The organism is Methanothermobacter tenebrarum (assembly GCF_023167465.1).
Classification (GTDB): Archaea; Methanobacteriota; Methanobacteria; order Methanobacteriales; family DSM-23052; genus Methanothermobacter_A; species Methanothermobacter_A tenebrarum.
The window spans coordinates 963,021-986,816 of record NZ_AP025698.1 but is presented as its reverse complement, the minus strand read 5'-3'; the positions used below and the strand labels follow the sequence as shown (position 1 = coordinate 986,816).

General features: G+C 43.3%; 25 protein-coding genes. 12 read left to right on the top strand and 13 right to left on the bottom strand.

Annotation, left to right across the window (positions count from 1 at the left end):
- Nucleotides 1-22 precede the first annotated feature (22 nt).
- The gene (locus tag MTTB_RS05445; protein ID WP_248564022.1) at nt 23-721 is read left to right on the top strand and encodes a glycosyltransferase family 2 protein; all 699 of its coding nucleotides are present in this window, start codon (nt 23-25) and stop codon (nt 719-721) included.
- Between the two features lie 13 nt (nt 722-734).
- Complete coding sequence (locus tag MTTB_RS05440) at nt 735-1,064, top strand: DUF2304 family protein (RefSeq protein ID WP_248564021.1); 330 nt, start codon at nt 735-737, stop codon at nt 1,062-1,064.
- A gap of 484 nt (nt 1,065-1,548) precedes the next feature.
- On the opposite strand, the gene MTTB_RS05435 is transcribed toward MTTB_RS05440, so the two are convergent.
- From MTTB_RS05435 to MTTB_RS05395, 9 genes are all read right to left on the bottom strand, one after another.
- On the bottom strand, nt 1,549-2,193 hold the full coding sequence (locus MTTB_RS05435; RefSeq protein WP_248564020.1) for a thermonuclease family protein: 645 nt from the start codon (nt 2,191-2,193) through the stop codon (nt 1,549-1,551).
- A gap of 104 nt (nt 2,194-2,297) precedes the next feature.
- Entirely contained in the window at nt 2,298-4,157 is a 1,860-nt protein-coding gene (gene gatE / locus MTTB_RS05430; RefSeq protein WP_248564019.1) for a Glu-tRNA(Gln) amidotransferase subunit GatE, read from the bottom strand.
- 6 nt (nt 4,158-4,163) lie between these two features.
- The gene (gatD, locus tag MTTB_RS05425) at nt 4,164-5,471 is read right to left on the bottom strand and encodes a Glu-tRNA(Gln) amidotransferase subunit GatD (protein WP_248564018.1); all 1,308 of its coding nucleotides are present in this window, start codon (nt 5,469-5,471) and stop codon (nt 4,164-4,166) included.
- Between the two features lies 1 nt (nt 5,472).
- Nucleotides 5,473-6,903 (bottom strand): 2-oxoacid:acceptor oxidoreductase family protein, encoded by a 1,431-nt coding sequence (locus tag MTTB_RS05420; protein WP_248564017.1) that lies wholly within the window; start codon nt 6,901-6,903, stop codon nt 5,473-5,475.
- Nucleotides 6,893-7,945, bottom strand: a complete 1,053-nt coding sequence (gene vorB, locus MTTB_RS05415; protein ID WP_248564016.1) for a 3-methyl-2-oxobutanoate dehydrogenase subunit VorB — start codon at nt 7,943-7,945, stop codon at nt 6,893-6,895. Before vorB ends, MTTB_RS05420 begins: the two co-directional genes overlap by 11 nt.
- Before the next feature lie 4 nt (nt 7,946-7,949).
- Nucleotides 7,950-8,177 (bottom strand): 4Fe-4S dicluster domain-containing protein, encoded by a 228-nt coding sequence (locus tag MTTB_RS05410; protein ID WP_248564015.1) that lies wholly within the window; start codon nt 8,175-8,177, stop codon nt 7,950-7,952.
- Nucleotides 8,178-9,857 (bottom strand): AMP-binding protein, encoded by a 1,680-nt coding sequence (locus MTTB_RS05405; RefSeq protein ID WP_248564014.1) that lies wholly within the window; start codon nt 9,855-9,857, stop codon nt 8,178-8,180.
- A 12-nt stretch (nt 9,858-9,869) separates the two neighbouring features.
- On the bottom strand, nt 9,870-10,418 hold the full coding sequence (locus MTTB_RS05400; protein ID WP_248564013.1) for a helix-turn-helix domain-containing protein: 549 nt from the start codon (nt 10,416-10,418) through the stop codon (nt 9,870-9,872).
- A 170-nt stretch (nt 10,419-10,588) separates the two neighbouring features.
- The gene (locus MTTB_RS05395) at nt 10,589-15,103 is read right to left on the bottom strand and encodes a cobaltochelatase subunit CobN (protein WP_248564012.1); all 4,515 of its coding nucleotides are present in this window, start codon (nt 15,101-15,103) and stop codon (nt 10,589-10,591) included.
- A gap of 165 nt (nt 15,104-15,268) precedes the next feature.
- On the opposite strand from MTTB_RS05395, the gene MTTB_RS05390 reads away from it, so the two are divergent.
- The 3 genes from MTTB_RS05390 (at nt 15,269) to MTTB_RS05380 (ending at nt 17,046) form a co-directional block, all read left to right on the top strand.
- Nucleotides 15,269-15,751 carry an adenosine-specific kinase gene (locus MTTB_RS05390; protein ID WP_248564011.1) on the top strand — a complete coding sequence of 161 codons (483 nt, stop codon included), beginning with the start codon at nt 15,269-15,271 and terminating at the stop codon, nt 15,749-15,751.
- A 67-nt stretch (nt 15,752-15,818) separates the two neighbouring features.
- A complete protein-coding gene (locus MTTB_RS05385; protein ID WP_248564010.1) occupies nt 15,819-16,742 on the top strand; it encodes a CPBP family intramembrane glutamic endopeptidase in 924 nt (307 codons plus the stop codon).
- A gap of 1 nt (nt 16,743) precedes the next feature.
- Nucleotides 16,744-17,046: a hypothetical protein gene (locus MTTB_RS05380; RefSeq protein ID WP_248564009.1), complete on the top strand. Its 303-nt coding sequence runs from the start codon at nt 16,744-16,746 to the stop codon at nt 17,044-17,046.
- Nucleotide 17,047: 1 nt separating this feature from the next.
- Here MTTB_RS05380 and afpA read toward each other — a convergent pair whose 3' ends face one another.
- The 4 genes from afpA to MTTB_RS05360 are packed head-to-tail and all read right to left on the bottom strand — an operon-like array spanning nt 17,048 to nt 19,731.
- Complete coding sequence (gene afpA / locus MTTB_RS05375; protein WP_248565284.1) at nt 17,048-17,599, bottom strand: archaeoflavoprotein AfpA; 552 nt, start codon at nt 17,597-17,599, stop codon at nt 17,048-17,050.
- Between the two features lie 12 nt (nt 17,600-17,611).
- Nucleotides 17,612-18,268 (bottom strand): ABC transporter ATP-binding protein, encoded by a 657-nt coding sequence (locus MTTB_RS05370; RefSeq protein ID WP_282570344.1) that lies wholly within the window; start codon nt 18,266-18,268, stop codon nt 17,612-17,614.
- 12 nt (nt 18,269-18,280) lie between these two features.
- Nucleotides 18,281-19,390, bottom strand: a complete 1,110-nt coding sequence (locus tag MTTB_RS05365; protein ID WP_248564008.1) for an ABC transporter permease — start codon at nt 19,388-19,390, stop codon at nt 18,281-18,283.
- Complete coding sequence (locus MTTB_RS05360) at nt 19,387-19,731, bottom strand: carboxymuconolactone decarboxylase family protein (protein WP_248564007.1); 345 nt, start codon at nt 19,729-19,731, stop codon at nt 19,387-19,389. Before MTTB_RS05360 ends, MTTB_RS05365 begins: the two co-directional genes overlap by 4 nt.
- A 316-nt stretch (nt 19,732-20,047) precedes the next feature.
- Here MTTB_RS05360 and MTTB_RS08470 point away from each other — a divergent pair, with 316 nt between their 5' ends.
- The 7 genes from MTTB_RS08470 (at nt 20,048) to MTTB_RS05325 (ending at nt 23,727) form a co-directional block, all read left to right on the top strand.
- Nucleotides 20,048-20,218: an NfeD family protein gene (locus tag MTTB_RS08470; protein ID WP_486867671.1), complete on the top strand. Its 171-nt coding sequence runs from the start codon at nt 20,048-20,050 to the stop codon at nt 20,216-20,218.
- Nucleotides 20,219-20,234: 16 nt separating this feature from the next.
- The gene (locus MTTB_RS05350; RefSeq protein ID WP_248564006.1) at nt 20,235-21,164 is read left to right on the top strand and encodes an SPFH domain-containing protein; all 930 of its coding nucleotides are present in this window, start codon (nt 20,235-20,237) and stop codon (nt 21,162-21,164) included.
- A gap of 43 nt (nt 21,165-21,207) precedes the next feature.
- Nucleotides 21,208-21,531: a carboxymuconolactone decarboxylase family protein gene (locus tag MTTB_RS05345; RefSeq protein ID WP_248564005.1), complete on the top strand. Its 324-nt coding sequence runs from the start codon at nt 21,208-21,210 to the stop codon at nt 21,529-21,531.
- A gap of 180 nt (nt 21,532-21,711) precedes the next feature.
- Entirely contained in the window at nt 21,712-22,251 is a 540-nt protein-coding gene (locus tag MTTB_RS05340) for a 50S ribosomal protein L15e (RefSeq protein ID WP_248564004.1), read from the top strand.
- The gene (locus MTTB_RS05335) at nt 22,248-22,649 is read left to right on the top strand and encodes an RNA-binding domain-containing protein (RefSeq protein ID WP_248564003.1); all 402 of its coding nucleotides are present in this window, start codon (nt 22,248-22,250) and stop codon (nt 22,647-22,649) included. Before MTTB_RS05340 ends, MTTB_RS05335 begins: the two co-directional genes overlap by 4 nt.
- Nucleotides 22,646-23,359 (top strand): ribonuclease P protein component 3, encoded by a 714-nt coding sequence (rnp3, locus tag MTTB_RS05330; protein WP_248564002.1) that lies wholly within the window; start codon nt 22,646-22,648, stop codon nt 23,357-23,359. Before MTTB_RS05335 ends, rnp3 begins: the two co-directional genes overlap by 4 nt.
- Nucleotides 23,359-23,727: an Rpp14/Pop5 family protein gene (locus MTTB_RS05325; RefSeq protein ID WP_248564001.1), complete on the top strand. Its 369-nt coding sequence runs from the start codon at nt 23,359-23,361 to the stop codon at nt 23,725-23,727. Before rnp3 ends, MTTB_RS05325 begins: the two co-directional genes overlap by 1 nt.
- Nucleotides 23,728-23,796 lie beyond the last annotated feature (69 nt).

Below are 23,796 nucleotides of genomic sequence, written 5' to 3'. Positions count from 1 at the left end.
TAGGATAAAAGTGGGAGTGGCAATGGCAAAAAAGGCGAACCCAAGAGACATTACAGTTATTGTACCCGCATATAACGAGGAGGATACAATACTCCAGGTTATAGGCGAACTAAAGGATAGAGGTTATACTGTTATCGTTGTAGATGATGGCTCAACCGATTCAACACCCCATCTACTCAGAAAGTTTAAGGATGATGATAGAATCCACGTTTACAGGCATATAATAAACAGGGGACTTGGAGCAGCCCTTAAAACAGGTATAAGTGCGGCTCTCTCCAGAAGATCATCATATATTCTCACCTTTGATGCTGATGGACAACATGACCCAGATGATATAGAAAATGTTTGCAGGCCATTAATTGAGGATAGGGCAGATGTTGTTATCGGTCAAAGAAATTTCAATGAAATGCCATTCTCAAGGAACATTGGAAACCTCATCATGAACATCATAACCTTGATATTCTATGGGGTCTGGTTTCCAGATTCACAATCTGGATTAAGGGCATTCACCCGTAAAGCGGCTGAGAGGATAAAAATAAAAGATAGGGGTTATGGTGTATCATCTGAGATAATAAGTGAAGTTAAAAAGAATGGATTAAGGTTAAAGGCCGTGCCTATAAAAACTATATACACACCCCAGACCATATCAAAGGGCACAAACATTACTGTAGGTATTAAGATACTGATAAAAATGATAATCAACATACTAAAAAAGTTGTGAAAGGTGCGCGAGATTGCTATACCAGATCATAGGAGTGCTAACTGGCCTGATAGGGATAATAGTATCCTTGAAAAGGTTTAAGGAGGGTAGAACATCCCCTACAGTCTCTATTATCTGGCTAGTTGTCTGGTTTTCCCTGATCATAATCTCAATCAGTCCCAATGCAACATCATATCTCGCTAATGTTATAGGGATCGGCCGAGGATTAGACCTGATCCTCATATTAGCCATAATAGGAGCCTACTATCTCCTCTTCAGAATATATATTATGATAGAAAACATTGAAATGGAAATAACAAAACTAGTCAGGGAATTAGCACTCAGAGAAGAGGAAGAACAATGAGTATATGATGGAATACCTAGGGAACTTCATTAACCCATGCTTTAACCCCCCTTTATTTTTTTGAGTATCTTGCTTTACGAGTTGGCCTGTCAGCCCTTCAGTCTTTTCCATTGGCTTATCCTAGTGAATTACCCCATTTTATCGAATGAGGGGTTTCCAGCGTCCAAAAGCAGGTTCTTGCCTGCTCTCCCCATTCTCTTCCTATCCATGGGGTTTGAAAATTTTATGGGAGACATTTGGTTTGGAAACTTTCCTATTCACCATTGTGTGGGAACATCCCCCCTAAGGATATTGTTAGCATCTGTGGATCTTCCTTGATGGAAGGTCTTCTCCCCCTTGATGAAGTTGGAAAGGTGGGATATTCCGTAAAAAGGGATGGGAAGGTTGTGGGATAATCCAATGGGATGTTGAACTAAAGTTGAGAAGAAAGGTGGATGTTGTGGGAGGGGAGGTGCCATAATTCTTCTAGGTGTATATTTGGAGTTTATTTTTTCATGTGACTATAGACTATTCCTGTTAGTATTGTTAGGATTCCGAGGGCTAGGATGGTGATGGGGGTGCCTGTTGGTGGCATTTTGGTGGTGGGGGGAGTTGTTGTATTATTCTCTATTGCAAGTGTTGTTGGTGTTTGATTCATTAAGGGTTGTGTTTTATTTGTTTCATTGGAAACGTACACCATTGCAAGGATCCTATTATATTGGTCGAGGGACCTTTCGGGGTCGATGTCAAGGTATACTTTCTTGTTGAGGCAAACTTGTGTCACATAATCCTTTGCTTCTTGGTATCCCGGTTCTCCCTCTTCGGGTGTGTTTATTACGGCTAGGCGTACTCTTCCAACTCCTTGAACGTCTATGGTGTCCCCGTCAACTACATGTGTACAGGTGCCCTCGGCGTCAACATCACTTGTTGGTATCTTGTCTGGCCATGTATCAGGGCTTGTGCGAAATTTTGGTGGTATAAGCTCCGTTTTATCATAAAGTGTGGCATATCCCTTCTCTAGTAGAAGCTTATTGAGGTTTATCGTGTTATGTTCTATATCTGCAGCTTTTACATGATTTGACTCTAATATTATTGTTGGATATGCAAGTGTAGCTACTATGATAAGTAGTAGCATCCATTTTTTCATCATGAACACCCTAGTAGTATGGATGTTCAATACTTAACAAAAAGTAGATGGTTTTTCTTTTTTAAATTTACTATTTTCATAGTTTATTATTAAAAATTATGAAAACATTAGATTTTCTCTTTTAGCATTTTTTTGAGTATCTTGTTTACGAGTTGTCCATCTGCTTTTCCTCTGAGTTTTTTCATTGCCTGTCCCATCAGGGGTCCCATGGCACCCATTCCTCTTTCCGCTACTAATGAGCTGTTTTCCTCTATTATCTCCTTGATGATGTTCTCTACTTCTTTCCTTGTTAATAGTAGTAGGTTCAGTTTTTTAGCGGCTTCGAGGGCTTCGAGTTTTTCATCGGCTACGCAAGCTACTATATCTTTTAGGGCGTCCTTTGAAATTTTACCTTCTTCTAGTAATCTGAGCACATCTTTTAGATTTTCAAGTTTTAATTTTTCGATGTTATGTCCGTCTCTTTTAAGTTCTTGGAGTGAATAGGCAAGAAGTGATGCTATTATTTTTTTGTCAACATTTAGGGTGGCTAGTTTTTCGAAATCATCTACAAGGTTTTTCTTGACGAGTTGAGATGCGAGATCCTCACTTAGATTATATTCTCTCATTATCCTTTCCTTTTTTTCTGTTGGCAGTTCGGGGAGTTCTTCCTGCAACTTTTTGATCATTTTCTTCCCGATCTTGAATGGGGGTATGTCTGTCTCTACATACATTCTACTGGCGGTTGGGAGGGGTCTTAGATATGCGGTGTTGCCGTCGGGGAGCGCTTTTCTCGTCTCTTCGGGGATGCCTTCAATCGCCATCCTGGCTCTCATTATAACCTCTTTTAAGGCTGCTTTTGCTTTTTCTTCTTCATCGGCTATGATTATAATGGCATCTGTTTCATCAGCTCCTAGGGTCTTGAATAGTGCGTCAACTTCTTTCTTGTTTATACCATAACCTGGGAGTTCATCAGTGTGGAATAGACCTGTTACACCCCTCTTTTTCGCATAATCAGCCAATTCGGTTCCGAATCTCCGGTCAGGTTGGAGTTCGGTGCCAATAATCCCTGAAAATCCTGTTAATTTGACTGCGAGGACTTTTTCAGCCCTTTTTATTATCTTGGAGGATGTTTGTTTGAATACGTCCCCTACGTCATATATTTTATCTTCAACTTTTGCTTTTCTCTTTTTAAGTTTTTCTCGTATCTCTAATAGTTTTAGTTGTCTTTTAACTTCCCTTTTAACGATTTCTGGTATGAGGTCGAGGTCTTGGACTCCTTTGACTTCGACCCTTGCACCATCCTTTATTGATATGTTGAGGTCTTGTCTTATGGTCCCTATACCCCTTTTAACCTTGGTGCTGCGGAGTATCTGCCCTATCTGATATGCTACTTCCTTTAGTTGGATGGGGTCTTTGATTGATGGGTCTGTTGTTATCTCAACGAGGGGTATGCCAAGCCGGTCCAAGCGGAAGACTATTCCATCTTCTTTTTCTTCTATTCTCCTCGCAGCATCTTCTTCGAGGCATAGGTTTTCTATTTTGACTCTGCCATGGGGTGTTTCAACGTAACCGTCTGTGGCCACGAGTCCTGTCCGTTGGAATCCGCCGGTGTTGCTCCCGTCTATTACCTGTTTTCTCATTGTGTGGAATTCATCAACTACTTTCATGTTGAGTAGTAATGCTATTGTCACAGCAGTCTCTAGGGCTTCATTGTTTATTGGGTGGGGTGGTTCCTCATCGGCTTCCACAAGACAAGTATGATCAGAATAGGCTTGATAATAGAATTTGAGCTTCCTTTTAGCCTCTTCGAAGGCCGCCCGGTCTATTTTACCGAGTTCGCTTTGTGTGGGCCTCAACCTCCTCATTATATTATATTCTGGTTCATCATCTGTTAACTCGCACTTGCAGGGACAGAATAATTTACCTTTGCTGTCGAGTTGTTGATGTATCTCTAGGCCCATCTTTAACCCGATTTTATCCCAGTCCATACTTTTTCACCCTTGGAAGTGTCTGAGTGATGATTTGTCCTCGATCTCGCCACTAATATTCTTAAGCATTATATTCTTCACGGTCTTGGGGTCGCTGCTTTGGCCGAGGGCCCATATAAGTTTTACGTAGGCTGTCTCGGGTAGCATGTCGGCTACTGGTATCACACCAGCCCTGAGCAGTCTTCTGCCGGTGCTATAGACATTCATGTTTACTCTACCATTGATGCATTGTGATGCCATGGCGATTATGATGTCCATTTCGTTCGCACGTTCGATGGCGGGTATGAGGTCCTCTGGGCAATGTCCAAGGCCTGTGCCCTCTATTACTATCCCTTTATAGTCTTTGTCAATGTAGTATTCTAATATTTCAGGGTTTATACCGGGGTAGGTTTTTATTAGTGCTACCCTTGGTTCTATCTTGTCTCTGATTTGGAGTTCTTCTAGGCCCCTCTTTTTATAGTCTTCTCTTAGGATCTTTATTTTGTTGTCTTTGATTTCTGCTATGGGTGTGGTGTTTATGCTTTTGAAGGTGTCCCTTCTTGAGGTGTGCATTTTCCTTACTTTTGTTCCCCGGTGTAGGTGGCAGCTTTTATCATCTATGCTGGCGTGCATACAAACCATGACTTCGGCTATGTCGGATTTCGCTGCTATGACTGAACTTATAAGGTTGAGGTGTGCGTCGGAGGATGGTCTGTCGGAGCTTCGTTGCGCTCCTGTAAGGATTATTGGTACGGGGGTTTTTAGGATGAAGCTTAGTGCTGCTGCTGTATAGTGCATGGTATCTGTTCCATGGGCCACTACTATGCCATGGGCTCCATCTTCTATTTCATCTGCTATGGCATGTGCGGCTCTAACCCAATATTCTGGGCGCATGTTCTCACTTAGAATGTTAAATATTGCCTTTCCACGTATATTGGCGATGTCTAGGAGTTCTGGGTTTGCCCTTAGTAGGTCGTCTGCTGTGAATGCTGGGTGAACAGCACCTGTTTGATAATCTATGATTGATGCTACGGTGCCGCCTGTTGATATTATTGAGATGTCTGGGAGTTGGGGGTTTCTTTCAACATCGACTGGTGGGAGCTTTATCCTCGGCCTTGAACCTTCCTCTAATAATTCTATGCTGGCTCTTTCTAGTTCTACTCCGATATTGTAGCCGTTATCTAGTTTTAGTATGAGGTGTTTGTCATCGGCATCCTCTGGCCTGTCAAGTAGCATTCCCTCATAGGTTATATCATCCTTTTTCACACGGATTTTGTCACCGATTTTAACAGATTCTTTTTCGAGTACTTTTTTTGCAAAACCCCTATAGGCCATTTTATAAGCTCCCCTTTATGTTTTCTCGGGCCCATCTGGCCCCTATATCCAATAGTTTCAAGTTTATGTCTATGATTTTCTTTTTTCCACTGAATATGAATTTTATAGCCTCTTCGAATGATCTTCTGGAGATTTTGGTGAGGCCTGATTCCATGAGAACCCCTAACATGACCGTGTTAGCAGCCCTTTCTACTCCGTGGCTTTTCGCGATTTTAAGGGCTGGAACGCCGATGATATTACCCTTGCCCTTGTATTTTATGGTTGTGGAGTCATATAGGATGTAACCGTCCTCTGGGACGGTGTGGGCGAATTCTTCGAGTGAAGGTTGGTTGAATGAGATTAGTATGTCTGGTTCATCTACTACTGGCGAGCCTATCATTCTGCCTGATATTACAACTGCACAGCTTGAGGTTCCACCCCTCTGCTCGGGTCCATAAGCAGGATACCATGAAACGTGCCTTGATTCTGTGCAAGCCGCCTGTGCAAGGGCCAAGCCCATGCTAAGCACCCCCTGACCCCCGAATCCGGCTATTTTCACCTTTATTTCCTCGAATTCCGGGTCGTCCTCGGGTTCTGGGAGGGACTCGTCTACTTGGAATATCCTGTCAAGGCTTTCTTTGGAGAAATCGCTATTGTCACGTTTGATGGGTTCTACCTTATCGGTCTTGTCCCTGAAATTTTTAACAGGGAATTCCTTCTCCATTTCCTCGTTTATAAACCTCTGGGCGCCTTCAGCATCCTGGCGCAGGTTTGTTGGGCATGGAGATAAAACCTCAACGAATGCATAACCTTTACCGTCACGTTGTATCTCAAGGGCTCTTTTAACAGCCCTTTTAGCCTTCCTAATATGCTTTATATCAGCCAGGGAGACTCTCTCAATAAATACAGGCGCTTCTAGGTTGTTGAGTAATTCGCACATATGTAATGGGTAGCCTGCGAATTTTGGATCTCTACCCTCTGGGCATGTTATGGTTGGCTCGCCTATAAGTGTTGTTGGGGCCATTTGGCCTCCTGTCATACCATATACTGTGTTGTTAACGAAGAATACCGCCATTTTCTCTCCTCTGTTGGCGGCTTGTATTGTCTCGTTTAAGCCGATTGATGCGAGGTCCCCATCCCCCTGGTAGAGTATTATGATGGCGTCATCTTCTGCACGTGATATTCCTGTGCCCACGGCTGGCGCTCTTCCATGGGCCACTTGTACGTTACCACAGTCAAAATAATAATATGCGAAGACTGCGCATCCAACAGGGCTTATGAGGATTGTTCTCTCTTGTATTCCTAGTTCGTCTATGGCTTCTCCTATGAGCTTGTGTAGTATGCCGTGTCCACAGCCTGGGCAGTAGTGTGTTGCTGTGGGCGCGCTTCCACCTTTTCTCTCGAAGATGTCATGGATGCATTTTGGTTTTTTGATGATCCTCTCATCTGCCATGGGCTACCTCCCTGATCTTTTTTACAACATCTTCTAGTTGGATTAGGTTTCCACCCATCCTATTGACTAGTTCGATGTCCTTGCATCCTGTTGCCAATCTTATATCTTCTAGCATTTGGCCGTTGCTCATCTCCACTGATATGAACTTTGGGTTGTCTTCGCTTAACCTGGATAGTTCGTCCTCTGGGAATGGGGATACTGTTATTGGACGGAATAGTCCAACTTTTATACCTTCTCTTCTTGTGATGTCAATGGCTGTCCTTGATATCCTACTGCTTATACCATAAGCTACTAGGATGATCTGGGCATCATCTAACATGTAAGATTCGTATTTCGCCTCGTTTTCTTTTATTTGCTCGTATTTCTCCTGTAGGTAGAAGTTGAATTCTTCGAGCTCGTCAAAATCGAGGAATATGGATGTTACAAGGTTTTTCATGGTCTCTTTGTTGCCGCAGACCGCCCAGCTAGTGTCTGGTTCATGTTCTATGGCCTTCTCTGGGAATTTCAGGGGTTCTGCCATTTGTCCAAGAACAGCGTCCGCCAGCACAATAACCGGCGTCCTGTACTTGTCTGCGAGTTCAAATGCTTCCATTGTAAGGTCGCACATTTCCTGGACACTATTGGGGGCTAGCACGATATTTTTATAGTTTCCGTGCCCGCCACCTTTGACTAGTTGGGTGTAATCGGCTTGTTCGGGTCCTATGTTACCGAGTCCTGGGCCGGCCCTCATTACATCGACTATAACTGCTGGGAGTTCTGCGCCTGCGAGGAATGATATTCCCTCTTGTTTGAGGCTTATCCCTGGCCCTGATGATGCTGTCATTACACGGTGGCCTGCCGCGGCTGCCCCATATACCATGTTTATAGCTGCTTCTTCGGATTCTGCTTGCACGAATTTTCTGCCGACCATTGGGAAGTATTTAGCGGCTTCGTGGAGTATTTCACTGGCTGGGGTTATTGGATACCCGAAGTAGCAGTCGCATCCAGCGTACATGGCCCCTATGATAACTGCTGTGTTCCCTTTCACCATCTGTGTCGCCATTTTGTCAGTTCCTCCTCTTCTTGAGTGGGATGTGCACTTCTATGGCGTGGGGTTCTGGACAGGTGTAGTAGCAGTTTCCACAACCTTTACATCCGCTTCCTTTGTATTCTACATAGTGGTATCCTCTCTCATTAATCTTATCACTCATAAAGAGTACTTTACCTTTACAGGCGAGTATGCATCTTTCACATCCTTTACATTCCAGTGGATTGATTACTGGATATGGTTCCATTTATTGTTCTCCTGCTTTTTTCATGTCTCTTTCTCTTATCTCAACTCTCCTTATTTTGCCACTGATGGTCTTGGGTAGTTCATCAACAAATTCTATTACACGAGGATACTTGTAGGGGGCTGTAACCCTCTTTACGTGGTCTTGTATTTCTTTTTTGAGTTTTTCTGATGGTTCATATCCTCTGGCGAGTACTATTGTAGCCTTTACTACTTGTCCCCTGATAGGGTCTGGGTAGCCTGTAACTGCACATTCTAGGACGGCTGGATGGGATATGACCGCGCTTTCGACTTCGAATGGTCCTATACGGTACCCTGAACTTTTTATCATGTCGTCGGTTCTCCCGACGAACCAGAAGTATCCGTCTTCGTCCTTCCATGCTGTGTCACCTGTATGGTATTTGTTATCGTACCATACTTCCTTTGTTTTTTCTTCGTCGCGGTAGTAGCCGCCGAAGAGTCCTAATGGTTTGCCCTTTGAGGTGTCTATGACTATCTCCCCTTCTTCTCCCACATCTACTGGGTTCCCGTTATTGTCAACTAATTCTATATCATATAACGGGACTGGTTTTCCCATTGATCCTGGTTTGGGTTCCATCCATGGGAAGTTGGCGATGGATACGACGGATTCTGTCTGCCCGTAGCCTTCCATGAGTTTCAGGCCTGTTTGTTCATAGAATTTATGGAAGACCTCTGGGTTTAGGGGTTCTCCTGCCGTCACGGCATATTCTATGCTTGAAAGATCATACTTTGAAATGTCTTCTTTTATTAGGAACCTGTATACTGTGGGTGGGGCGCAGAATGTTGTTATATTATATTTTTCTAGTTTTTCTAACATGTTCATGGGGTTGAAACGGTCATAGTCATAGGCGAATACTGCGCTTCCACAGATCCATTGGCCATAGATCCCACCCCATACTGATTTGGCCCATCCTGTATCAGCTACTGTATAGTGTAGACCGTCTTCTCGGACGTTCTGCCAATACTTTGCAGTGACTATATGAGCTAGGGGATAGGTGTGATCATGTTTTATCATCTTGGGCATCCCGGTGGTCCCTGATGAGAAATATACTAGTAGTATGTCATCATCTGATGGATAATCTTCAGGTTTTTTAAAGGTTTTCGGCATCTTCTCGACTTTTTCCCTGAAGTTAGTCCAACCTGGCCTGTCCTCGTCGCCTACAATAGCCTTTATGAGGGGGATGTTACCCATCTCCTCGTGTGCCCTGTCGAAACAGTCTGGGACACCGTCTTCGGCTATGCAGACCACCATCTTTATATCCACCTTTTTTACACGGTATATTATGTCCTTTTCTTTTAGCATGTGGGTTGCTGGGATTGCGATGGCCCCTATCCTGTGGAGGCCTAGGAGGGCGAACCAGAAGTCGTATCTGCCCTTTAGGGTTAGCATTACCCTGTCGCCTTTTTTTATCCCACATTCTTTGAAGAAGTTGGCTGCCTTTTCTGAGTATTCTTTCATCTCTTTGAAGTTTATTATGCGTTCGTCTCCGTGATCGTTACACCATACTAGGGCTTCCTTTCGTGGGTGTTTTTGGGCGTACCAGTCAACTACGTCATAGGCGAAATTAAAACTTTCTGGTACTATTATTTTGAAGTTTTCCTTGAAGTCCTCATATGAGTCAAATTCTATCCTGTTGACGAATTTTCCTAGTATTGATGCCATCCTATGTCACCTCTACATTATTATGGCCAGGAATCGTGCCCTTTTACCGTGGAGGGCCTCCATTGCATGGGGGTATGATGAGTCGAAGAATATTGAGTCGCCCTCGTTGAGTATTATCTCATTATCGTGGATATAGAATCTTATACTACCTTCTAGGATGTAGTTGAATTCTTGTCCTGGGTGGCTGTTCATTTCTGGTTTATCTTCTCGGGGTTCTACGGTTACTATGAATGGTTCGGCCTTTTTGTGGATGAATTTCTCAGCGAGGCTCTCATACTTGTATTGTTTGCGCCTTTCAACTTTAACCCCTTTACCCTTTCTTGTGACGGTGAAAATATGCATTCTAGCCTCTTCTCCTGTGAGAAGAAGGCCCATGTCCACACCGAGTTTATGGGCCACCTCGAATAATATGCTGGCGGGTATGTCCTCCTCTCCTGTCTCGTATTTCTCATAGGTTTCCTTAGGGACCCCTAAATGGTCTGCCATTTCTTCTATTGTGATATTTGAAAGTTCTCTTAATTCTTTGATTCTTGCACCTATCTCTTTAGTTTTCTCTTTCATTAACAGCACCCCGATAATTAGGAAAATCAATAATAATAGATTATTCACATTATATAAAAAAGGGTATCTTCTTATAATTAGCCCCTGTAGATCACATGACATACATTATCATGGAGTCTTCACACCCAGATTTAGGAGAGCTAAACAAAAAAAGGAGAAAATAGAAGAGATCATATTTGTCCTTTGAGGAAGTAACCGGCGCCTATGAGGAGTACGATGCCTATGACACCTAGTAGTGCATAAAATGGCATTTGACTCCCTGAACCCCCTGCAGATGATGCTGAGACCTCAAAAACCCTGCCACTTCTCCTTGCAGATGGTCCTGGCCCTGCACCCTCAGCCGTGGCGGCTGCAGCACTTCCAGCTCCTGAACTGGTTTGTCCACCTGCCTGTCCTTGACCACCAGTATAACCGGGACTCACACCATGCCCCTGACTACGAGTATAACCAGGACTTGGTTGTCCTGGGGTGCCCGGCACGCCTGGTTGTCCGGGAGTCTCTGACCCGCCTGGAACAACGAGTTTCGCTCCAGTAGCCGCTGCAAAAACACCTGCAAATTTTTGAAGAGCCGCAGAATTCAATGATGAAACACTCACAAGCCACTGATTAAACACAATATTACCACAGGTGTGATGACAACAAGCCACACCATACTGGTTTGCGATTCCTATGTACCGGTCTACGAGGCTTGTCACCAGGCTACTGTCACTTGGGGTCCATATCCCGCGTCTGTTAGCTTCAAGCACCCATCCGATCATTGATTGGACTGCGAACGCCCCATAAGGTCCTGGAGCGCCAAATCTTGGCGTTAAAAGGTTCTCAGCCATTTGTGTCCATAGTTGTTCGCTTATAGAATTGCTGGTGACGGCTATTGCGAATGCATTCTTGTACCTTGAAGCATATTCCATCCAACCACTTGGGGAACCTAGGAGAGAATCCATGTACCTTGGATTAAGAAGCTGGGACCTTATTTCCAATTCAACTTCTTCTTCGATGCTTCTTGTGATGATGGTATTCTTGTTTCTTATATCTACGAGTGAAGTGTGTGGGTTTCCACCTAGTTGTCTTGAAGCGAGTAACATTCCACCAAACCAGTCGTAATAGTCGTCTGTGTCGAGCAAACGCCAGGTGCTGTCAAGATTCTGTGTCATGAGATCCATATTTTTGAGCAAGTATTGGAATGTTCCCTTATTCTGCTGTATACTGATGCCGGTGGCTGTTGACCTCCAGGCATATGAAACCCTGGAAAGATAAACATCGGCGAGTTCACTTGTCAATTGCCATTTTGAAGTGTTTGGTAGAAGATCTGAAACTCCAGTGCCTTCAAGTACAAGTCCCCTTAGACCAAATACTCTGTCGAGGGATTGGCATTCCTCATAGTGTTTTTTAACATAATTTATGGTGTCATTGGCTGAAGCTGCCAGTTCAACAGCCCTATTCATCAAGTCTATCCAACCTTGGTATCCTGTGACAGCTGTTACAAAAACGTCAATCCTTGGCCGCTGTATCTCCACACCATCGACTACTATTTTAAGCTCTGATGGACTCATAAGGACGGGTTCCGGGTTCAAGTCACCGTTAGGGTTCCAAACTGGCTTTACACCGAGTAGGTATAGGAATTCTGCTATTGCAAGTCCGTCTGTCCGTAATAGTTCCGTGCCCCACATGACCATGCCCACGAGCTCTGGGAACTTGCCATGGACTTTATAATAGTCTATGAGTAGATTGTCCACGATCTTCTTGGCGGTTTCCCACGCAGCCTTTGTAGGCATCTTCTTTGGGTTGGCGGCATAGAAGTTAACGCCTGTTGGCAACACATCACTCCATGCAGGGTCCCCTGCCAATCCAGGTTCTATGAAGCACCCATTCAGGGCATCTAGGAGATTCTGCCATTCTCTGTTAGCTTTGATCTTATTTATTGTATCATTTATGAATTGGAGGTCATTAACGTCGATATCATCTGGTATGGTGCCATTTACTATACTCCTTATCCATTCCTTTGCTGTTTCCTTGATATTTTTCACTTCATCTTCATAGGATGCGTCTGTGGACATTTCAGAATAGCTTAATGTGAGTGAAGGGTATAGTTTCCTTTTCACATTTTCGAGAAGATCTGACCTTGAAGATGCTATGGTAAAAACTTCTTCGATGAGCTCTTCTCCACTGAGAACCTTGCCGAGGGAATGGAGTCCAAGGGGTATTATATCATTTTCGATCTCATGTAATCTCAGATGGAGTTCTTCTAGAGCCTCTTCAAAGTTGCCTGAAATTTTAAAGCCCAACTTTGAAGCCTTTGTCTTTATCTCATTTTCAAGTTCAGGGAGTATTTGCATGTTACCCACTTTCAATGCGTTCTGGTACTGGTGTATGAGATCATGGATTTCAATGAGATCACCATAGAGGCCACTTTGGACCATTGCTGGTGTCATATGATCTATTATAAGCGCGTTGCTCCTGTCCTTCGCTACGAGCCCTTCACCAGGGTTGGAGACTATATAAGGGTAGATGTTTGGCAAGTTCGTGAGTTGGAATGGCCAGTCTTCCTCTGTTAATCCTATCATGCGGCCTGGGAGCCATTCGAGGGTTCCGTGGGTTCCGAGGTGTATCATGGCATTTGCTCTGAAAACCTCTTCTATCCATTTGTAGAATGCTATGTATTGGTGGTGTGGTGGTAAGTAGGAGTTATGGTAGTCTTGTGCTTCTTCCCATCCGCGGCTTGGTTGTATCCCTATGAAGATGTTCCCGAGGACTATCCCTGGGATTACTATGGTCCCATTTGTTGTCATAACCTCTCCGGGTGGTTCTCCCCATTTCTTGATAACCTCTTCCTTTAGTTCCCCTGGGAGTCCGTTGAACCATCTAAGATATGTTTCAAGGTTTATGAGTTGCCCGTTTTCCTCTAGCACGGTTTTGTGTTCTGAAATGTATTCTTCTAGTAGTGGTTTTGCCCATGTGCCCTTGTTACCGCATTCTATCAATAGTGTGTAGAGTTCTTCTGGGGATGGTATTTCTCCTGTATTGTAACCGTTTTCTTTGAGTTTGGTGAGTAGTTCATGTAAACTTTGGAAGACGTCAAGGTAGGATGCTGTGAGCCCATCCTTTCCAGGGGGGTAGTTGTATACTATAATGGCCAACCTTTTGGTGCTGTTTTCGAGTTCTCTTAGCTTCGCCCATTTATCTGCGATGTCCACTATCTTTTTAACACCTGCTTCTAGTGGGATTTCCTCGCCTTGATTGTCTGTGTATGATACTAGGATTGGTGAGAACACGCCTTCGAAGCTTGGTATTGTAACCTGCCATGTCCATTCATATTGTGCCCCGAGGGGGTTGGTGAGACTTGAATTGTCATATAGTTGCACGCCCTTGATCACTGGAATGTTCATCATTGTGAGTTCTTGGAGGGCGCCCCCATTAGGGAGGTTGGCATAATTCAGGGACCATGAGTATAGTGATATTATGGCGTTTATGTCTCTGCCAAGTGGTTTGCCAGTTACAAGTTCTCCTAGGAATGAGGTTACGGGTGGATTGGTTGCACCCTGATATAGGCAGAAGGCGGCTCTGCCATTTTTTTCGGCTTCTCTGATTATTGCATCAACTACTGGGGATGGTGAATAGCTTACCACGACAATGAATGGTCCGGTGATATTCTGCGTTTGATTGTACCATTCCCCGAATCTATTGTATAGGTTCCAGCGTTGTTCACTTGCCCAGGTTGTATAGTCTTCATCTATCCATTTTAGGCTGTCATATGGTGGTAGTAGTCCGGGGTTTATTTCTATCCAATTTTTTATCTGGTCTCGTGTGGGGATGATCCCTGCCACGCCATGATCTGGATGATATAATCCCCAGTCAGGCGCTGCCATTATTGGCCCCTCGCCATGTTCAACAGGATTGTATGATGTTTCACCGAGGAGGTAGTAGATGTATTTGATCATGTTTTCAAGGTTTTCCTTGGTTGCTGATCCGGATGCAAGGGCCCAGTAACTTGCAATGTAAGTGTTTTCAATGGTGTCTGGTGTGTCGTTTTCTGGCGCTTCTGGCGTTCCCCCGAGGAGGTGGAGTCCGGTGCCGCCCCAGGGGTCGCTGTCCGTGTCTGTGGGGTACCCGAAGGCGGCTGCTATTTTGAAGTTTCTGTTTGCAGGGCTCCTTAGTAGGTAGGGGTACCATGAGTCGCCCCAGCCTGTGCCTGGCATTGCCATGTCAAGGTATGCGAAGTTCACATATTCTAGTATCCAGTCATTAGCTGCTGATGCGGGATTCCACATGTCATGGTATATTATGCGTCTGTTGCCTAATGATGTGAGTATTTTTGCTTTCTCGGGTGCTGAGCTTATGATGGCGATATCTGGCATGAATGTATGGTTTATTGTGCAGGTTCCATTGATGGTGTAGGTGGCCTTTTTGTAGGTGAGATAGGATATCTCTAGTTGGAGGGGGTTGGTCATGGGGGTGAATCCTATGGTGTAGTAGCCGTTTTTGTCTGTTTTTGTCTCATTTATGATTGTCCCGTTGTATTTTAATTTTATGGTCGCGTTTTCGACTGGTATGGCATTATCTAGGCTGGTGTAGGTTCCGCTTGTTTCATTGTATATTTCTTTGATTTGGCCGTTAACTTCAGCGGCTGATGCTGCGTTTATCATTGCAATGGCAATGAAGATTGTGGCAGTTAGTATTATTTTTTTCATGGTTTTTTCCTCCCGTATTGGTTATATTCACCCCCACCCAATATTTAAAGTTTACTTTATATAAGTTAAAGTTAATTTGATATGATGGGGTTTTAAAACCAATAATATTATTTTGGCCATCTGCACATAACCTACCAATAAGGAAGTTCCTGGGGGGATACTCTGATGGAGATAAAAATAGTAGAGATAGAATTTGAAGAGGATATAAATTTCATCCTTGGCCAAAGCCATTTTATAAAGACCGTTGAGGACCTCTATGAGGCTATAGTGAATACAGTGCCACATGCAAAATTTGGGATCGCATTCGCCGAGGCTTCAGGAGATTGTCTCGTAAGACATGTTGGCAATGACGAAGAACTGGAAGAACTTGCAGCCGATAAAATGCTTGATATAGCGGCTGGACACTCATTCCTCATACTCCTAAGGAATGCGTTCCCAATAAATGTGCTACAACGTATAAAGGATGTTCCAGAAGTTGTTAACATCTTCTGCGCGACAGCCAACCCAGTGCAAGTCCTCCTAGTTGAAACACAACAGGGCAGGGGGATAATAGGAGTAATAGATGGTGAAAGTCCACGTAGAATAGAAGAAGAAGAGGACATAATCCAGAGAAAACAGTTCCTGAGGAAAATCGGCTACAAATTCTAGACCCCTCATAACCTGGGGGGTGTAATAACAAAATTTTTATTGGTTAACATCCCCGAGATATGAGTTTATGAAATTTTTGCAACTTGCAAGAGAGGGAAAAAATGATTGGTGGAGATACCTGTTCACCATCATATTAACAAATCCTGGGATCTCAATAGGCACGATCATAGGGATAGTGGCGGTCTACGTCCTATTTGGGTTTGCTGGCTTAATATTCGATCTCACAGGTTCGCATTTTCCAATAGGAAGATTCTTCCGAGGGTTTTTGGATATCCTCTCCTATAATATTGTAAGCGCATTCTTAATATTACTACTATTTTTTTGCATGGTCCTCATCCATGGGAGGGATTTTAGGAGTGTTTTAACTGCTCATGAGCGCCTACAATGGTATAGGATCTTTAAGGGTTTTTTTGTATGGTTTGCTATGCTCTTATTATCCTTGAGTTTCAGTTTACCGGATCCTAACATTAAGTTCACTTTTGATGCGGCGGCTTATCCATTCCTTTTTATTATAAGTCTAACTATCTTCTTTCAGGCTGGTTTTGAGGAGATCTTCTTTAGGGGATACCTACTACAAGCTTTGAACTTGTCTGTGAGGAGACCTTGGTTAGCGATTTTAATATCCTCTGTAATATTTGCCATTGGACATTGGGGAAACCAGCTAACACTTATGGGTAATCTTAACATTTTCATTGATACGTTCATCTTCGCCCTAGTGGTGGCGGTTATCACAGTATTAGAAGATGGTGTTGAAACAGCCATTGGCATCCACACCGCTAATAACATGTTCTGCGCACTCATAGTAAATGATGGGACCTCATCATTCTATGAACCTTTACCATCACTTTTCACCAACTTTTCAACCCCATCAAATCCCATGGATCAACTCTTCTATTCAACTTTAATGAATGGAATCCTACTTTTAATAATAGTCTTACCACAAGGATTAAATCTGCTAAAGAAGATAATATCAAGGATGGGGGGAGGATGATATGGAAAAGGTAGTTTTTACCGTGAACACCAAGAAACTTGAAGTCAACCAGGATATAATTAGGATGGAGGAAAGACAGAAGGGCACATTATCCATAAAATTCAAAAGCCCAGATAAAGGTGAAATAGAGGAGATAGTAGGATTCTTCGAGTCACTTGCGGACATGGAACCCTTGACAATGAACATCGCAGGCACGGGAGAAAGAAAGGCCTACTTCAGGGGCACGGGTTCACTTGATATTATAAAGGAGGATGATAAGACCATCTACACCTACGAGGCCACCATACAAGAACTTATCGGATAATCTATTCCCTGGTTAACCTTTCAAATATCTTATAGATGTACTCAGGATCCTTGAATACATGGGTGTTCTTCATCCTAGATAATCTTTTAACGTGTTCAACATCCTCTCTTCTTATTTCAAGTGTTAATATCTTCCCATTCGGTAACCTGGTCTCTGTGGTACCCTCTTCAAAATCTGTGGGCATGATATATACTGGTACACCAGCCTTTTGCGCCATTATAGCCGCGTTCGTGATGAGAGTATCAGCTATCCTAAGTGATATCTTAGCAACACTATTCGACGTGCAGGGTGCTATAAGGAGAAAATCATATTTACCTAACTGCACCTGACCTGCGAGAAATGGCGAATTAGCACTGATTTCAACCCATTTCTGGTCAAAATTTGCTTCAAGATCCTGATAGATCCCATAATACTTAACTACCTGGTCTCCCGCCTTGGAAATGAAAACTTTTATCACGGCCTTGCCATTGTAGGTGTCCTTGATATCCTTCATAACCTCGTAGGTTTCTATGATCTTGTCTCCTGCTCCTGTTATACACCAGGCAACATTCAATTTCACAGTTTTTTATCCTCCTACTATTTTTCCATCAAGTATTTCTATGATCCTTGAGGCCATTGAGGCAACCCGAGGATCATGAGTCACTAACACTATGGTGACTTTATGCTCCCTATTTAACTCTTTAAGTTTCTCTAATATCTTCTTTTCCGTCTTTGAATCGAGGGATCCTGTCGGCTCATCAGCCAGTATTATGGTCGGATCATTAGCAAGGGCCCTTGCAATAGCCACCCTCTGCCTCTCACCCCCGGAGAGCTCTGATGGTAGCCTGTCAGCTTTGTCGGCGAGTCCAAGGTACTCGAGCAACTCCATAGCCCTTTCATCCATCCTATCCTCGTATGGGCCTTCAAACATTGGTATTTCAACATTTTCAAGGACTGTGAGGTTGGGTATGAGGTTGTGCAACTGAAAGATGAACCCTATCTCCCGGGCCCTGAAACTGCTCAGATCCTTTTCTTTCATCAAATTTCGCCCGGCGACTTTTATCATCCCAGAGTCTGGCCGGTCTAGGGCTCCTATCATATTGAGTAGTGTTGATTTACCGGAACCTGAAGGGCCCATGATGGAGATGAATTCTCCCTCTTCTACTTGGAGGTTTATACCATCAAGTGCGACTATTTTACCATCATCGAAGGTCTTTTTAAGGTTTTTTATATCGATTATCATTTTTTCTCACGTTTATTCGTATCTTAGGGCTTCTGTGGCTTCTAGTCTTGTAGCCCTATATGCTGGGTAGAATCCTCCAAGGAGTCCTACGAAGATTGCGACGATAAATGCTTTGAGGAAAATATTTAGACTGTAAACTGGTTTTATGAATCCTCCCATGTTGAGGTGTGTGAGTATTTGTATGGCTGTCACGCCCATTACAGATCCTATTATAGCCGCGATTAATGTTAGGATCAGGGATTCACCTAGTATCATTGTGAGGATCCTCTTGTTCTTCCATCCAACAGCCTTTAGAACCCCTATCTCCCTTGTACGTTCGAACACGGACATTATCATCGTGTTAACCACACCAATACTCCCTATGATCACTGCTAGGAGTGATATGGCCCAGCTTGCAGCGTCAACTGTCTTAAGGCCCTGGTCTACGCTTTGCAGGTCTTCGAGTGATGCTATGGTTGTGAGGTTTTCACCATATTTCTCTTCTATTTGGTCTCTGATTTTTTCGATGTTTGCATTTTTTTCTGCTTTAACATAGATCATGGTCACTTTATCTTCCTTGTCTTCTATCTCTTGTAGTTTTTTGAGTGATATGAACGCCCCACCATCCTCTTGTATGTTCCCTGATTCGAATATGCCCACTATCCTGTAGTTTTCCCCTTTTATGCTGATTTTATCCCCCACTGTCTTGTTCAGTTTCTCTGATGCTACTTTTCCTATTATGATTTCATCTTCTTCTTTGATGCTTCTTCCCACTGCTATTTTCACTTGGCTTAGGGTTATCTTTGATGGGTCTATCCCTATAACCACGAAATATGGAGTATCCTCCACGGGTTGTACTGATGTTAAGACGCCCACAGCCTCTTTAACCCCATTCACATCCCTTATCTTGTTGATGTAGTCTTCGTCTATTGTGCTTAGAAACATGTCTGATACGTTTGATTCCACGATTGTGAAATCAGCCCCACCAGCCTTGAGTGTTTCCTGTGTAGACTCTTTAAGCCCCTCTGTTATTATACCAAGGGCGACGATAGTCGCGATCCCAATAGCTATCCCGATGATGGCAAGGATACTTCTTATCTTGTTCCTGAATGGATTCTTCAATATCAGGTGGATGAATTTCATAGTATTTCCTCTTTGAATGTTCTCAGGGATTTTGAAAGTGCTGTTGACTCGGCCATGCTCGCCCCTATAAGGATTGCTAGTAGTATTTCATCATCGGATGCTCCAAGGCGCTTTGCAACTTTGATGTGGGTTTTGAGGCAATGTTCTGAGCCAAGGGCTGCCGCGGCCCCCACCCCTATAAGTTCCTTTGTAACTAGTGGGAGCGTGTCATTAGATAGTATATTTTCCATTTTATCGTAGTACACTTTTAGGATTTGGGGTTCATATTCTAGGATCTTGAATATTTCTGGTATGAAGCCAAAAAATTCTTCGATTTTTTCTAGGATTTCATCCAATTTCATGCCCCCCTCGTGGTAGAGTAAAATATATATGGTGAATGGTTAATATGGGATGTGGGTCATAATTATTGGTTGGTGGAGTATTATGGATTATGGTAGTTGGATTGTTATTGGGGCTGTGTGTCTTATTGGTGAGATGGTTACAAGTGGATTTTTTCTTTTATGGTTTGGTGTTGGCGCGTTTGTGGCGGCAGCGCTCAGTTATTTGGGTTTTAATTTCACGATCCAGTTTATAGCATTCCTTTTGGTTTCGGTGGTTTTGATTGGAATATCGAGGCCATTTGCTTCTCGGATTTCGGGGGAACCAGAGAGGAGGGCTGTGACAGATAGGCTGATAGGACAAACAGCGATTGTAATAGAAGATGGCCTTGTTAAGTTTGATGGTGAAATATGGCGCGCTAAATCCCATGATAAGATTAAAAAGGGTGATAAGGTCATTATAAAAGCTGTAGATGGTGTTAAACTCATCGTAGAGAAAAAAAGGGGATAGTTTGAGGTGATCCACAATGGATATTCTAAGCATAATAATAGTATTAGTGCTCCTAGTACTCGCATATAAGAGCATAAAAATCTTAAGACCCTATGAAAAGGGCGTGGTTGAAAGACTCGGTAAATATCAGAGGACAGTTGAAAGCGGACTCGTCATGATAATACCCTTTATTGAAACCATAAAAAAGGTTGACATGCGGGAGCAGGTAGTTGACGTACCACCCCAGGAAGTCATAACAAAGGACAACACTGTTGTGGTGGTTGACTGCGTAATATTCTACGAGGTTGTCGACCCATTCAATGCAGTATACAATGTAGTTGACTTTTACCAGGCAGTTACAAAACTCGCCCAGACAAACCTTAGAAACATAATAGGCGACCTGGAATTAGATGAAACATTGACATCAAGGGAAATGATAAACGCCCAACTAAGGAAAGTATTGGACGAGGCAACTGACAGATGGGGTACAAGGGTTGTCCGCGTGGAAATACAACGCATAGAACCGCCCAAGGATATCGTAGAGGCCATGTCAAAGCAGATGAAAGCAGAAAGGATGAAAAGAGCAGCCATACTAGAAGCAGAAGGATACAAACAATCAGAGATCAAAAAAGCCGAAGGAGACAAACAAGCAGCCATACTAGAAGCAGAGGGTAAAGCAGAGGCCATAAAAAAGGTTGCGGATGCGGAAAAATACAAGGAAGTGGCCCTGGCAGAAGGACAGGCAAAGGCCATACTCACAATATTCAAATCCATGCACGAGGGAAACCCAACCAATGACATAATAGCCCTAAAATACCTAGAAGCACTTGAAAAGATCGCGGATGGACAAGCAACTAAGATACTCCTACCAGTCGAAACAGCAGGGATCCTAGGCTCGATAGCCGGGATATCAGAATTGTTCAAAGAAAGAACCGAGAAAACCCCCACCCCAGAGGAAAAAGAATAAATAATACAAAAAACAACATATTATAGTTGAGGTGGCAAGAAAAATGAAAGAAGATATATTCTATGGTAAAGGAGTAACCTATGCTAAAAGGGATTACCCGGAAATCTACAAGGCCCTAGTCGAATTAAACGAAGCAGTATACACAGGGAAAGTCTTAGATTATAAGACGCAGAAACTGATAGCCTTGGGTATAACCGCCGCGAAATCGGATGACAGGGCAGTGAAAAAACAGATAGAAAGTGCCATAAAAGAATTTGGAGTTACAAGGGATGAAATAGTAGACGTGTTAAGGGTGGTGCTACTAACATCAGGAAACCCACCATTCACAAAGGCGATGAAAATACTCTATGAGGTCCTCGAAGAATAATCATCCAGTAGGCGATAAGTATTTATAAGAGCAGCTTATAAAATCCACCCTATTACTTTTTATTTTAACAACTAATATGGATTATTCTATTAGAGTATTCACCCCCCCAAGGATTTCACCACATTGGATGTGGCCCGGGGGGCTGAACAAAAGAGAGAGAATTGGGAAGGTGGAAGGTCAATGTACAAGTATATTAGGAAAGCATGGAAAACCCCAAAGGAATCATATGTAAGAGAGCTCATGTGGGAGAGAGCCCCCATATGGAGGAGACAGAAGGCGATCCACAGGATAGAAAAGCCAACCAGACTCGACCGTGCAAGATCCTTAGGTTACAAGGCAAAAAAGGGATTCGTACTCGTGAGGACGCGGGTAAGACGCGGGAGCATGAGAAAAAGCCGATTCAAGGGCGGTAGGCGACCTAAAAGGATGGGTGTTAGGAAGATAACCACCAAAAAAAGCCTCAAGAGGATAGCCGAAGAAAGGGTAGCCCGTAAATACCCGAATCTGGAGGTTCTAAATTCATACTGGGTATGGGAAGACGGGAAATACAAATACTATGAGGTAATATTGGTCGACCCACACCACCCCAACATAAAAAACGATCCCATGATAAACTGGATCCGCAATCAGAAGGGAAGAGTATTCAGAGGCCTTACAAGCGAGGGTAAAAAGAACCGAGGCCTCAGAAACAAGGGAAAGGGTGCTGAAAAGGTAAGATGATACATAACATATCCTATAGGGTAATGGTCCATGGGACAGAAGACGAAGAAAAGGTCATCAAAGCACTGAAGAACATACTACCCACAGCATCTCCAAGGAGGGAAGAACTAGAAGGACACCATGGAAACCCGCTCACCCTCCTCAAAGGGAAGATCGCGGACAAAGGTACAATAAAAAAGTTCACAGAGAGGATAATCCCACTCTTAGGAGATTTGGACATTGAAAGGCATGTTGATGAGGCAGGCAACCTGTTCCTAAGATTGGATAAACAAAGGGCATACAATGGGGAATGGGAACTGGTAGAACATGGAGATTCAATCCATTTAAAACTTAAAATAGAAGCTTATCCAGCCCGTCGAGAAGTGGCGATAAAAAACATCAAGAAACTAATCACATGAAATTTTATGACCTGCACATCCAAGGTAAGAGCTTCCAAGAAGACCAGAAAATACTCAAAGAAGCCAAGAGACTAGGTTATAGTGGAGCCGCCATCACATACCCTGACGGATCCTACAAAGAAGCGAGAGAGACGTTCAAAGGATTAGAAGAGGAGTTCCAAGATTTTGAGATTATAAAGGCTGTTAGTATAAGCTCAGAAACCCAAAAACAGTTAAGAAAGAAGGTGGACAAGTTCAGGAAAAGAGCAGATATCATCATAGTAGAAGGGGGAGACCCAAAGATCAACAGAGCAGCCTGCGAAAACATCAGAGTCGACATCCTCACAAGACCCTACCAGAACAGGAGAGACCCTGGGATAAACCACGTACATGCGAGGATCGCGGCAGAAAACAATGTAGCCATCGAATTAAACACCAGTGACATTATAAGATCATATTTGAAAGTGCGCACCAGACTGTTCGAATATTACAGGGATATAATCAAACTCCACAGGAAATTCCACTTCCCAATTGTGATAACCAGCAACGCCACATCAACTTATGACCTTAGAACACCAAGGGACATAATAGCCCTTTTTAAATGCATTAACATGCAAGAAGACGAGATCATAGACGCCCTATCAACAATTCCAAGGTCAATCATAGAATTCAACAGGCAAAGGGATTCTATGATAGTCCTCGGAGCGAAAATAGTCAATGGGGGGGTCTAATGAAATTGAAGATGCTCCCTCCGAGTCTAAGGGAACCCCACAGATACCTTGCAGTTGAAATCATAAGCGAAGAACCACTAGAAAAAAATGATATAGTCTCCATAATATGGACCACATGCCTCAGATTACATGGAGAATGCGAAACAAGCAAATTCAAACCATGGCTTATAAGAGCCTGGGAGCCCATAAAAGATGGTGAAAATTATAAACAGAAATGTATAATACGATGTAAGCGTGGAGAAGAAGAGAAGGTGAGGGCTGCACTATCCTCCATATCCCAATATGATAATAGGAGGGTTGCTCTTCACACCATCGGAATCTCAGGTACAATACGCTCAGCAACACAAAAGTTTATTAAACCTAAATAAGAAAAAAATGATACAAAAAAAATTTCACTTTTACTATGTTCATGAAAAAATGTATGAGAGGTTATATAA